We start from the raw sequence: 11,428 nt of genomic DNA, 5'->3' as shown, positions 1-11,428 counted from the left end.
TTATTTACTATACTCAGGCCGGTTCGGAACGTTTCTACCCGTCCGGGGACCATGACCTGAGCCGAGGGTGTCCATTCCAAAACTGGCAGGCGGTTCAGCGCTTGAACGGGTCAGGACCGCGGACATTGCGCTTGGCCTCTTCGATGAGGCGCTCCAGCCGGTCCGGGTTGTCCGATTTCATCAGGGCTTCGTCCTTGGAGATTACCCCGTTGGCCGCCAGTTCGGCCAGGTGTTGGTCCAGTGTCTGCATGCCCATCTGGCGGTTGAGCTGCATAATGGATTGGAGTTCGAAAGTTTTACCTTCGCGGACCAGGTTGCGCACGGCGGTCGTGGCCAGCAGTATTTCATAGACGCCTACCCGGCCCCGGCCGTTGGCCCGGATAACCAGAGTCTGGGAAATGACGGCCTCCAGCACCTGCGACAATTGCAGCCGGATCTGGTGCTGCTGACCCGGCGGGTACATGTCAATGACACGGTCGACCGTCTGGACGGCGTTGATAGTGTGCAAAGTTCCCAGCACCAGGTGGCCGGTCTCGGCGGCGGCGATGGCGGTGGTCAGGCTTTCGACGTCGCGGATTTCGCCCACGACGATGACGTCCGGGTCGTGGCGCAGGGCATGCCGCAGGGCGATAGGGTATGACGCGGTATCGCCGCCCAGTTCTCGCTGGGCGATGATGCACTTATTGTCCTGGAAGACATATTCGATGGGATCCTCAATGGTGATGACGCTGGAGTGGCGGTTCTCATTCAGGTGCTGCAGCATGGCGGCCATGGTGGTTGATTTGCCGGAGCCGGTGGGGCCGGTGACCAGGATCATGCCGCGCGGCTTCATGATAAGGCTCTTGAAAGTAGCCGGCTGGTTGAGCATATCTATGGTCATTATTTGGAAGGGGACCATGCGCACGCAGATGGAGATGCTGCCGCGCTGGTACAGGATGTTAACCCTGAAACGGGAGACGTCGGGCACCGAGATGGCGAAGTCTAGTTCCTTGGTACTAAGGAAAGTCTCCTGCTGCTGCGGATTGGTCATTTCCCGGAACAGCCGCTCCATATCACCGGGGGTGACGCAGGCGTACTGGGACTGCCTTTTTAATACGCCGTCGATACGGAATACGGGCGGATTGGGCACCTTGAGGTGCATGTCCGAGGCTCCAGCCTTGACCATTGCCCTTAGAAGTTCGTCAGCCCTCATGCCGGTCTCCTATGCCGAACTGATACATTGCGGACATTGTACACCAGAACTCTTGACTTGGGTAGTATAATAGTACTATCTTCATAAAAGATAACCTGAAGTTAAGCCTAAAGTACTGACAAACTGAGAATCTGACAGAGATGAGATTAGACCGCCGACGGTCCAGCATAGAGATCATCGCCGACATGCTGCGGCTGGGTGAAGCAGGCAAGACGGAGATCATGTATTCCGTCAACATGAGCTATTTTCAGCTTCAGAAATACCTGAACTTCATGGTTGAGCGGGAACTCATCGACAAAGTAAAGCTGGGCAATCCTTCAGTCGCTTACCGGGTGACTAAGAAGGGGCTGACTCTGCTGCGGCACATTGACGAGATCCTCGACACCCTCAATCTCAAAGACGACGGCGAAGACACGCCCTAAACAGGAGCCCGTATGACCGAAAAGCGCATGCTCATCTTGCCAGCTGAACTGGTAAAGAAAATCGACGACAACCGTGGCGATCTGCCCCAGGCCGAGTTCATCGACTTCCTGATTGAAAACCAGTTGAAAGGCCAGGCGGCTGCCGCCGGAGGCGTTTCCCGCGCCGACCTTGACGCCCTGAAGGCCGAATTCGCCAAGATGCTCAACAAAGAGAGCTACAAGTACGCCCTCAAAGACGAGATGGCCGGTTTCCAGGAAGACACCAAGAAGCTGCTCAAGAGTTTTGTTGACTTCTTCATCGGCTACGGCTTGGAACTGGGCAAAGACGGGCCGATCGACTTGAAAGAGATAACCAGCAAGATGGCCGGTCTGGATAAGGAAGCCGATAAGGACATTCCTGAAGAAGGGCGCGAAGTCAAGATCAAATGGAAGTAGCCCCCGGCACAGCCGGACCGCCGGCCGCGGACATAACCCAAAGTACTCTCCCCCAACCCGGGGGAGAATTTTTTTATTCGTGAGCCAGCTTTGACTAGAACATTGTTCTAGTACTTTATACCTTCCAACCTCCCGGCGAGGGTGTCATAGTATCCGGCGAAAGTACTATGAATTACATCCTTTTGGGCGCCGCCGGGTTCCTCCTGATGCACCTTATGGACTTTGCTTCCATGAGGCGGCTGCCTCTGCTTAAGCCGTTCCTGTCGGTCTCCGGCACCACGATGATAATTGTGGCGGCGACCGCGGCAGCCCTTGATGAGGTCAAATTCAACCTGCCGCTGTGGCTGTCCGTTGCCGGCTGGAGCCTGGCGGCGGCGGCATCGGCGGGCATGGTAAATGCCCTGTACGTCGCTCTGCCGGCTGGTAAGACTTACATCGCCCCGGGGACGAGCGGGCAGCTGGTCACCGGCGGCGTCTACCGCCTGGTCCGCCACCCCTGGCTTCTTTTCTTTGCCCTGACTATGGCCGGCCTGGCACTGGGATCACGCTCGGTATCGGCCGCCCAGGCCGGCGCTGTCTGGACGCTATTTTCAGCCGCTCTGGTATGGTTCCAAGACCGGAAGATCTTCCCGAAGATGTTCCCGGGCTACGCCGCTTACCAGAAGTCCACCCCGATGCTCCTGCCGAACCGCAACAGCCTGTCCGCCTTCATCGAAGGCTTGAAACAGAAAAAATATTCGGAGGTATAACCAGGTGAGCCAGTTATCAGAGCTATTCCGCCAGGGTAAATACGAAGAAATGTGGGACCGCTGCTGCGGCTTCATCGACCTGTCGCTGCCGGAGTTCATGAACGTTCAAAAGCGGCTGCTTTTAGAACAGTTGGAACTGCTGAAGAACTGCCAGCTGGGACGCGGCATTCTAAAAGGCGCCAACCCGACCACGGTAGAGGAGTTCCGCAAGACGGTGCCGTTGACTTCCTATGAAGACTACGCGCCTTACTTGTTAAAGCGCCGCTGGGAAGTGCTGCCGCGGAAGCCTATCCTGTGGCAGTACACTTCCGGCAAAAGCGCCGAGTACTCCTACCGCTGGGCGCCGGTGACGGCCCGGATGCTTGACGAAACCGAAGCCCTGGTCTTTGCCCTGTCGTTTTTTTCATCGGCCACCAAACGGCGCGACGTCAAAATCCGCCCCGGCGACCGGGTGCTGTACGGCATGGCCCCGCCCCCCTACGCCACCGGCACGATGACCCGGGTCTTTCCTCATGAAATGTTCGATTTCCTTCCCCCGGTTTCGGAAGCAGAGCAGGCCTCATTTGAGGACCGCATCAACACCGGTTTCAAAATGGGCCTGGACCGCGGCATGGACTATGTCCTGTCCATGTCCAGCGTGGCCTACGCCATCGGCGAACGGTTTAAGCATAACGGCGGGTCTGTAGACATCAAGAAACTGGTCAAGAAGCCGAAGACGCTGGCCAGGCTGGTCAAGGGTAAGCTGGCAGCCCGGCTGGCCGGCCGCAAGATGCTGCCGCGCGACCTGTGGAAGCTCAAGGGCCTCATCACCTACGGCATTGACGGCGAAGTCTTCCGCGACAAGATCAAGGAAATGTGGGGCCAGTACCCGCTGGACTTCCACGGCTGCACCGAAGCTCCGGTGATCGCCATGCAGACCTGGGATCACCAGGGCATGACCTTCATCCCGCACCTCAATTTCTTTGAGTTCATCCCGGAGGCCGAGGCGGTCAAGTGCTGGCAGGATCCGGCCTATCAGCCGCAGACGTTCCTCATGGACGAACTCAAACCGGGCAATTACGAACTGGTCATCACCAACCTGCACGGCGGCGCCTTTGTCCGCTACCGCCTGGGGCACCTGGTGCAGATCACATCCATGCGCAACGATAAGCTGGACATCGATATTCCGCAGATGCGCTTTCTTACTCGCGTCGACGATCAGATCGATATCGCCGGTTTCACCCGATTATCCGAAAAGGTCATCTGGAAGGCGCTGGAGAATTCCGGGGTCGAATACGAAGAGTGGACGGCCCGCAAAGAGGTGGTCGCCGGCAAACCCGAGCTGCGGATCTACATAGAACTCAAGAAAAACGAAAGCCGCAGTGCCGCCCAGATCGCCGATGCCGTTCATGCCGAGTTAAAGCAGCTGGACACGCCCTATGCCGAGCTGGAGGAATTCACCGGCCTGCGGCCGATCGAGGCCACAGTGCTGCCGCACGGGGCGTTCAAGCTCTACAAGATGAAGCAGCAGGCCGCCGGGGCCGAACTGGCGCACCTCAAGCCGCCGCACCTCAATGCGAATGACGCCATCATCGAGTTCCTGACATCAACCGCCAGGACGGTCAGAGTCGCCGAGGCCGCGCCGGTGGCCGCGGCAGCGTAATTGCCGAAGTCCGGTTTTCAGCAGGGGCGCGGTTAGCGCCCCTGCTCTTTTATTTATCGCTTAAATCAACTTCGGTGGCGCCGGTGCCCCCGTGATAGACGTCTAAAGCCCGATACCCGATGACGAGGGGATGGGTGGAGAGGTAGCGGGTAACTTCGGCCTTGAGCACCCCGGTGCCTTTGCCGTGGACCACCCGCACCCGGTGATAGCCGGCGCGGAAGCAGTCATGGAGGAACACATCCACTTCAGGCAGAGCTTCAACGACGGTCAGAGCGTGAAGGTCGAGCGACGGCACAGCCTGGGGCGCCCAGGCGCTACCGGTTGAAGCCCGGCGGACTTTTTTAGCCACCGGATATCTCCCGCAGCCGCCCGACGATGCGCACCATGCCCCAGGTATCCTGGCCGCAGTACTCCAGCAGACCGGAGAACACCTTCCGGCGTTCAGCCTCCGGCAGGCCGCCGTAAGCGGCGAAGAAATATTTCAGTGAGGCCACCTGGCCGTCGCAGATTTCCAGGTTATCATAGCTGATGCCGGTAAGCGCCGGCAGCACCTGCTTCAAGGAGGCGCTGCCGCCCTGGGCCGGGTGATAGTAATGGAAGTTGCGGAAGGGGATGAGCAGGTCAGCCATGCGGGAAAGGGCATCCTTGATCCAGTCGGCATAGTCCGGGTAAGCCTCTGCCAGCTTTTTGAGGACGCCTTCCTCGAAGCCCTGGTTGTAGACGATGATGGTGCCGTCCTCGCCAAGGTCCCGTTTTAGCGCGCCGACGAACTCCGGGCGCGGGTCACCGCTGCCCTGGTAGAGAAAGTAGCGGTGTTCCGCCTCCTCACCCGGAGCGGCGACGGTATGCAGCGAGTACTGGAAAGGGATATGCTGGTACGGCCTGGTGCCGTCGAACATCGGAATAGCCGTAGAAAAGGTTTCGAAGTCCAGGTAAAAGTGAGGGTATTCCAGACCTGACAGGAATTTGTTAATCTCGCTTGATTGCACGTGGGGTTGGCCGCATTCCACGCAGGTCTTCTGGATGGACTGCTTCTCGTTCAACATAAAATCGGCCGGGATGTCGGCGATGGCAGTCACGCCGAGTTTGAGCAGGTCATCTGACCTGGCCCCGATGCGGTAGAGACCGGTCACCGGGTGCTGCGGCATATTTGCCCAGCACTCATCTTTCAGCGGGCAGCCGTAGGGAGAATCGCATAGCCGGCCGATGACCGAATCCGGGCAGTCGCCGGCGATGGTCTCCAGCATGTTTTCCACCATGTCGGCCATGCCGCCCGAGACCTCGAAAACTCGCTCGGTGATGTCCTCGGACAGCAGCAGGCCGGATGGGTCGATCTCGCCCTGCCGGACGTAGTCGCGGTTGATATGGATAAGGCGGCAGCGGCCGACGGTCAGGCCGCAGCGCTCGACGACGTAACGCTGAAAGGCCACGTCGGCGATGTTTTCGTCTTTGACGTCGGTGGAGCTTTTAACCTCGACGATATCCCAGCCGCCGCCGGAGGGGTTCAAGATGTCTATCCGGGCGTAAAGCTGGCCGCACTGGAAGGCGGCTTCGAAGATAGGTTTCCGGTCAGCCAGACGCGCCGAGGTCTCGGACAGCATTTCCCTGAAGCCGAAGCCGGACATGTCCAGACCGCCGGGGAACAGCTTCTTGGCGATCTCGCCGACCTCATGCCCCTGGTCGAAGGTGTGCTGGGTGACCAGGTCGGGCTGCGGGATCCGGGAGGGCTCGTTGACATAAATCCAGAGGTAGCGCGGGCACTGGAGGCCGGCCATAAACTTGGACTTGGTAAGGAGTTTCCCGCCGCGGTTTTTCATGAGTCCATTATAGCCTATTCACCCTTCGGCAGGCTCAGGCAAGAGGGTTAAAGGCGATATTTTTCGGTAAACTCGTCGATGATAGCCAGGAGCGGCGGGTCGAGGCGCTTGCGCACCTCGGTGACGATGTGGGACGGCACGCCGACGTAGAAAGCCTGGCCGATGCTGCCGGTGATGCAGGCGATAGTATCCGAATCGCCGCCGAGGGCCACGGCCTTGCGGATGGCGTCCTCGAAGTCCGTTGATTCCAGGAAGGCGATTATCGCCTCCGGCACCGAGCCCTGGCACGTCTCGTCGAACGTGTAGTTGGGCCGTATCTCGTCGAGCGTCCGTTTTAGGTTATAGCCGAACGTCGAGGTGATGTAGTCCTTGATCCGCGGCTTGGACTCGCCGCGGCGGGCGAGGAAAATGGCGGCGGCGACGGCCTGGGCGCCCTTGATGCCTTCCGGATGGTTATGGGTGACCTCCGCGCTGCGGCGGGCCTCGGCCAGGGTCGCCTCCAGGGTGTCAAAGGCAAAGCCAACGGGTGAAACGCGCATGGCCGACCCGTTGCCGAAGGAGTTGTAGGGCGTCAGGTCTTTGGAGCCGAGCCAGTTCTGGAATCGGGTGCCGTAGCCCGCATCGGGGTATCGGTTGCCGTATTCCCAGATGGTGCGGGCATAATCTTTGCCGTGCAGGATGCAGTCCGCGACAGCCACGGTCAGGACGGTATCATCGGTGAAGGTGGAGTGGGGAGTGAAAAGCTCAAAGTCATAGCGATGAGTGTTGTTGAACTCATACACCGAACCGATGATATCCCCTGTGACGGCGCCGAGCATTATTTATTTTCATTCTCCGCTCGAACTATATCCATCAGGTTTCCGTATTTGGACCATAATTTATTAAGTTTGTCCCAATTCACCTTGGATTCAGGACCCAACCACTGAAGGAATATTTCCCCCTTGTGCGGCCTCCAGCTTGAGATAGTCTGGATATCTTCGAGGATACCGATAATCGCTAGTTCTTTGACATGCTCATTACCGTTTGTGATCATCATCTCTATTAGCTGGAAAAGTTCTGGCATCCATGATTTGTCATTCTCGGCGGTATCAACAACGAAATGAGCAAAGGCAGCGATATCATTGTATATCCCACGGTCGGTCTCATCGCCCCACCAATCTAGGTGTTCCTTCCATTGTTCACTGAATTTGGGGGCAATTTGCAGTAATGCCGGAATTATTCCATCTTCGGTTTCTGGGATTTTCATACAATCAGCTTATCATTACGAGGGGTTTTACCCCTCCCCCCGCACCTTGTTGATGGCCTCCGTGACGCCGCGGGTGACGGCCCGGGCGATCATCTCGCCGAGCTTGACCTGACCCGAGACATAGAAGCAGCGGTCGCCGTTGCCCGGCACGATGCAGACCTGGTCGGTGCTGGTGCCAGTGGCCTGGAGCTTGGAATTGTACGAACTGCGGATGTCCAGGTCTTGCAGGGCGGCGGTCTTGGCCTCGGTGATGGTGATGAAGCTGGAAGCCATGGCCGCCTGACCGAGGTCGGATGACGTCAGGACGATGATGTTGATGGTGCCGGGCTGGGGCGGGGACTTGTGGTCGAACGGCTGCCACAACCCCTTGCGTTCGATGCCGTAGGCGGCGTCCCGGCCAATCCGCAGGGCATTGGTCTTGACCCCGGCGGTAACCCAGGCCTGAACCCACAACTCCTCGTAGGTTTCTTCCGCCATGACGTGTTTGTGCATATCCACGCCGGTGAAGAGTAGAGCCGTCTTTTCACCGGGGGCTACCTGGTTGAGCATCTCCCGGTGGATCCAGCGGGTGTATTCCCAGTAGGTTCGGTCGGTGTTGTCCACGGCGTGCCAGGACTCCGGCGGGTGGAAGCAGTTGAGGACGGAGGTCACCTTGCGGTAGCCCTGGTAGGCGCACAGCACCCACTTGGGCTGCGGCAGGCGGAGGGCCAGGGTGTTGGCCGGGTAGTCCCAGACGCAGTGGCCGACGATCTCAGCCTTAACGCCGTGGAAGTCGCCCAGCGGCTCACGGTATGTAATTTTAGACGCCGGCAGGCCTGTGTCGGCGGCGCAGTTTTCGGTTTTTGTTTTGTCCATCTTGATTCTCAGTTTATTAGTGTCCCGTTATCGGGCGGGTGACGTAGTAGCGCCACCAGAAGCGTATGACGCGGAAAAATTCCTTCGGGCTGGGATTGACCGGGATGTAAAAAGAGAACATACCGTGCCGCAGCGCGAAGAAGGTCCGCCGCCAGAAGTAATATTTTACCAGCTTTTGCTTGAATTCGGCGGTCATTTCTTTGGGTACTTCCGACCATCGGATGCCGCAGTCCGGCTGGGAGATGAAAGCCGCCCATTCCTCGGTTGTTTTCGGGGGCTGCAGGCCGCGGGCGACGCAGTAATTATAGAGTTCGGTGCCGGGGTACGGCAGGAAGGAAACGTATTGGTACGGCGGGTTGCCGAGTTCCTTGATGAGGGTCCTGGTGGCTTCGAAGTCCGCGACGGTCTCGGTCGGCAGCTCCGAGATGAGGTACAGCTTGGGCAGGATCTTGTACTTGACCAGGAGTTTGAACGTCTGCTTGATGTCCTCGAGTTTGGCCGTCTTGCGAATGAATTTCAACAGCCGCGGCGAACCGCTTTCCACGCCGAAGCCTACCGAGGCGCAGCCGCTTCTCTTCATCAGGCTGACGTCTTCCTCAGTCAGGCCGGCGCGGGCGTCGCAGTCCCAGCGGATCTTCATCTTTTTCTCGATGACCAGATTGCAGAAGCGGTGCAGCCGCGGCCGGTTGTGGCAGAAGTCATCCTCGAAGAAGCGGAACAGGGTCACGCTATAGCGGTTCTTAAGCGTCTCCATCTGAGACACGATGCGCTCCGCGGAAAACTCGCCGAGCTGGCCTTTATGGAACGGCGGGTTGTAGCAGAAGATGCACTTTGATGGGCAGCCGCGCGAGGTGTTGAGGGACTTCTCCCAGTAGTCCTCCATGGGCACCAGGTGCCACGCAGGGTCCGGCAGCTCGTCGAGGTTCTGGATGAAGGGACGGTCGGGGTTGACGACTACCTTGCCATCTTGCTTGAAGGCGAGGCCACGGATGTCGGCGAGGGCTACTGGTGTGCCTTTTTCAAGGTGGTTTGCCAATTCCAGCATGGTGTATTCGCCGGGGCCGATGACCACGAAGTCAACGTAATCCTCGGCCAGCGTCTGTTCCGGCAGCATCGAGGGGTGGACGTTGCCCCAGACGATTTTAATCGAGGGATCGAGGCGCGTAAATTCCTTCGACTGCTCGATGGCTTCGTAAATGATGCCGCCGACAGAGACGGAGAAGCCGACTATTTGGGGATTGAAGGCGGCGAAGAAATCGGTGGGCTTGCGATCATCTACCTGCTGGTCCCAGATCATGACCTGGTGGCCGCCGCACTCCAGCACCGCGCCGATATAGAGGAGTGAATTGGGCAGCACCGTCGGCTGCAGCGACCTGGTTTTGCCCAGGAAGCCTTTGAAGCGCTTGGCGGGGTTGACTAACAGGACGCGCATCGTTGAAGGTCCGCAATCATCGCAGCTGTCCCCGGATTCTGCCCTCCGGCAGCGGCCGCGTGCTGAAATACAGCCAGAAACGCTTCAAGCCTTTCAGCAGGTTGCCGGGCGTCGGCGCCAAGCGGGTGAAGTAGAGCGGCATGTGGCGCAGGGCGAAGCGAAGCGGGCGAAGGAAATACATGTCCCGCAGGTCGTCCAGGGCTTTATCCAGCATCTCCGGCGGCACTTTGAGGTAGCTGGGGTTCATCGATCTCAGTGTTAGCACCCCGGCCCACTCAGCAAGGTGTTTCGGTTTCTGGATCAGGCCTTCTTTGATGATGTAATCGTAAAGCACCGTAGCCGGGAATGGCATGTAGGGCATGTACTGGTAGGGAGGCTTGTCCAAACGTTTGATCAGGTTCTGCGTCTCCTGGAACTCCTCGACGGTCTCGGTGGGCAGTTCGGCAATGAAATATAAACGGGGCATGATTTTATGCCGGGCCAGGCGCTGGATAGTCTCCTCCACCGCCTTGACGGTGATACCCTTCTTAATGAACTTGATGACGCGCGGCGAGCCGCTTTCTATCCCTAAGCCGACGCTTAAACAGCCGGCTTTCGACATCAGCCCGATGTCCTCGTCAGACAGGCCGATGCGGGAGTCGCAGTCCCACTGTACCGGCACCTTGCGTTCGATCATCAGCTCGCAGAACTTCCGCAGCCGGTCGCGATTGCAGGTGAACGTATCCTCGAAGAAGCGCATGAACTTCACGCCGTAGGTGCGATAAAGGTGCTCTATCTGTGAGACGATGCGCTCGGCGGAAAGGTCGCCGGAGTAACCCTTGTAGAACAGCGGCGAGTAGCAGAAGGTGCATTTTGACGGGCAACCGCGGGATGTGTTCAAGGATTTTTCCCAGTATTTGGGCACGTCAATCAGGTGCCAGGCCGGGTCCGGCAGCTCGTCGAGGTTCTTGATGAACTCGCTCGGTTCATTTATTACAATGTTGCCGTTGTTCTTCCAAACGAGTCCTTTGATCCTGTCGATTGGCGGCGCCCCGGTCTCGAGGTGATTTGCCAGCTCGACCATCAGGTATTCCCCGGCGCCGATACACAGGTAGTCAATGTAATCCTCGGCGGCGGTCTGTTGCGGCAGAACGCTGGGGTGGACGTTGCCCCAAACGGTCTTCACCCCGGGCAGCAGCGCCTTGAACTCCCTGGTCTGCTGGATGGCCTCGGCGATGTTAGGCCCGGAAAGAACGGAGAAGCCGACCAGTTGGGGCGCCCAGGCGGTGAAGTCTTTCGGCTCGCGCAGGTCTACTTGGTTGTCATAGATGCGCACGTCGTGGCCGGCTTTCTCCAGCACAGCCGCAATATAAAGCAGGCTGTTGGGGAAAACGCTGTGATGGCCGAAGGTGGCCAGGTGTTTCCGGGCGGGATTAACCAGGAGAATTTTCAAACAAGATGCTCCGGCGGCTAGGATAGTTACTGCAGATGCCGGTATACTCCGGCGATAACCCAGATTATGAGATAAACAGCTGCGGCGGCGGCGATGAAGATAAACATTCGATGAGGCATTATGCCGTAAGGCGCGATGCCGGCGCAAATGGGTGATTTTTGGACATCCCGACAACCGATGCTGTAAACTTGGGCATTCAAATCTCA

At 58.3% G+C, this 11,428-nt stretch carries 13 protein-coding genes; 4 read left to right on the top strand and 9 right to left on the bottom strand.

Annotated elements, in window-relative coordinates:
• Positions 1–94: 94 nt before the first annotated feature.
• Positions 95–1,192, bottom strand: a complete 1,098-nt coding sequence (locus ABV300_RS08600; protein ID WP_058439101.1) for a type IV pilus twitching motility protein PilT — start codon at positions 1,190–1,192, stop codon at positions 95–97.
• Positions 1,193–1,332: 140 nt separating this feature from the next.
• Between ABV300_RS08600 and ABV300_RS08595 the strand changes: the two genes are divergently transcribed.
• The 4 genes from ABV300_RS08595 to ABV300_RS08580 all read left to right on the top strand — a co-directional run bounded on the left by ABV300_RS08595 (position 1,333) and on the right by ABV300_RS08580 (position 4,440).
• Entirely contained in the window at positions 1,333–1,614 is a 282-nt protein-coding gene (locus ABV300_RS08595) for a winged helix-turn-helix domain-containing protein (protein WP_058439102.1), read from the top strand.
• 12 nt (positions 1,615–1,626) lie between these two features.
• Positions 1,627–2,049 (top strand): hypothetical protein, encoded by a 423-nt coding sequence (locus tag ABV300_RS08590; RefSeq protein WP_353714442.1) that lies wholly within the window; start codon positions 1,627–1,629, stop codon positions 2,047–2,049.
• 167 nt (positions 2,050–2,216) lie between these two features.
• Positions 2,217–2,798, top strand: coding sequence for a methyltransferase (locus tag ABV300_RS08585; RefSeq protein ID WP_353714441.1), 582 nt, complete (start codon positions 2,217–2,219; stop codon positions 2,796–2,798).
• 4 nt (positions 2,799–2,802) lie between these two features.
• Positions 2,803–4,440: a GH3 auxin-responsive promoter family protein gene (locus ABV300_RS08580; RefSeq protein WP_353714440.1), complete on the top strand. Its 1,638-nt coding sequence runs from the start codon at positions 2,803–2,805 to the stop codon at positions 4,438–4,440.
• 49 nt (positions 4,441–4,489) lie between these two features.
• On the opposite strand, the gene ABV300_RS08575 is transcribed toward ABV300_RS08580, so the two are convergent.
• Genes ABV300_RS08575 through ABV300_RS08540 form a run of 8 tightly spaced genes read right to left on the bottom strand, consistent with a single transcriptional unit; the run spans position 4,490 to position 11,422 of the window.
• A complete protein-coding gene (locus ABV300_RS08575) occupies positions 4,490–4,789 on the bottom strand; it encodes a Smr/MutS family protein (protein ID WP_353714439.1) in 300 nt (99 codons plus the stop codon).
• Positions 4,782–6,257 carry a DUF2779 domain-containing protein gene (locus tag ABV300_RS08570; RefSeq protein ID WP_353714438.1) on the bottom strand — a complete coding sequence of 492 codons (1,476 nt, stop codon included), beginning with the start codon at positions 6,255–6,257 and terminating at the stop codon, positions 4,782–4,784. Before ABV300_RS08570 ends, ABV300_RS08575 begins: the two co-directional genes overlap by 8 nt.
• A 47-nt stretch (positions 6,258–6,304) precedes the next feature.
• Positions 6,305–7,075 carry an ADP-ribosylglycohydrolase family protein gene (locus ABV300_RS08565; RefSeq protein ID WP_353714437.1) on the bottom strand — a complete coding sequence of 257 codons (771 nt, stop codon included), beginning with the start codon at positions 7,073–7,075 and terminating at the stop codon, positions 6,305–6,307.
• On the bottom strand, positions 7,075–7,503 hold the full coding sequence (locus ABV300_RS08560) for a hypothetical protein (protein ID WP_353714436.1): 429 nt from the start codon (positions 7,501–7,503) through the stop codon (positions 7,075–7,077). Before ABV300_RS08560 ends, ABV300_RS08565 begins: the two co-directional genes overlap by 1 nt.
• A 27-nt stretch (positions 7,504–7,530) precedes the next feature.
• Complete coding sequence (locus tag ABV300_RS08555; RefSeq protein WP_353714435.1) at positions 7,531–8,358, bottom strand: adenosylcobinamide amidohydrolase; 828 nt, start codon at positions 8,356–8,358, stop codon at positions 7,531–7,533.
• 16 nt (positions 8,359–8,374) lie between these two features.
• On the bottom strand, positions 8,375–9,790 hold the full coding sequence (locus ABV300_RS08550) for a radical SAM protein (RefSeq protein ID WP_353714434.1): 1,416 nt from the start codon (positions 9,788–9,790) through the stop codon (positions 8,375–8,377).
• Between the two features lie 16 nt (positions 9,791–9,806).
• Entirely contained in the window at positions 9,807–11,222 is a 1,416-nt protein-coding gene (locus ABV300_RS08545; protein ID WP_353714433.1) for a radical SAM protein, read from the bottom strand.
• A 26-nt stretch (positions 11,223–11,248) separates the two neighbouring features.
• On the bottom strand, positions 11,249–11,422 hold the full coding sequence (locus tag ABV300_RS08540) for a hypothetical protein (protein ID WP_353714432.1): 174 nt from the start codon (positions 11,420–11,422) through the stop codon (positions 11,249–11,251).
• Positions 11,423–11,428: the final 6 nt, after the last annotated feature.

The organism is Dehalogenimonas sp. 4OHTPN (assembly GCF_040448695.1).
Taxonomy (GTDB): Bacteria; Chloroflexota; Dehalococcoidia; order Dehalococcoidales; family Dehalococcoidaceae; genus Dehalogenimonas.
The sequence above is the reverse complement of the archived record's forward strand: the minus strand, read 5'-3'. Positions and strand labels throughout refer to the sequence as shown.

What these genes read in the sequence shown, in the direction of transcription:
- ABV300_RS08595 (WP_058439102.1), top strand. Translation starts at nt 1,333, where the DNA reads ATGAGATTAGACCGCCGACGGTCCAGCATAGAGATCATCGCCGACATG.
- ABV300_RS08600 (WP_058439101.1), bottom strand. Translation starts at nt 1,192, where the DNA reads ATGAGGGCTGACGAACTTCTAAGGGCAATGGTCAAGGCTGGAGCCTCG.
- ABV300_RS08550 (WP_353714434.1), bottom strand. Translation starts at nt 9,790, where the DNA reads ATGCGCGTCCTGTTAGTCAACCCCGCCAAGCGCTTCAAAGGCTTCCTG.
- ABV300_RS08590 (WP_353714442.1), top strand. Translation starts at nt 1,627, where the DNA reads ATGACCGAAAAGCGCATGCTCATCTTGCCAGCTGAACTGGTAAAGAAA.
- ABV300_RS08560 (WP_353714436.1), bottom strand. Translation starts at nt 7,503, where the DNA reads ATGAAAATCCCAGAAACCGAAGATGGAATAATTCCGGCATTACTGCAA.
- ABV300_RS08585 (WP_353714441.1), top strand. Translation starts at nt 2,217, where the DNA reads ATGAATTACATCCTTTTGGGCGCCGCCGGGTTCCTCCTGATGCACCTT.
- ABV300_RS08570 (WP_353714438.1), bottom strand. Translation starts at nt 6,257, where the DNA reads ATGAAAAACCGCGGCGGGAAACTCCTTACCAAGTCCAAGTTTATGGCC.
- ABV300_RS08555 (WP_353714435.1), bottom strand. Translation starts at nt 8,358, where the DNA reads ATGGACAAAACAAAAACCGAAAACTGCGCCGCCGACACAGGCCTGCCG.
- ABV300_RS08565 (WP_353714437.1), bottom strand. Translation starts at nt 7,075, where the DNA reads ATGCTCGGCGCCGTCACAGGGGATATCATCGGTTCGGTGTATGAGTTC.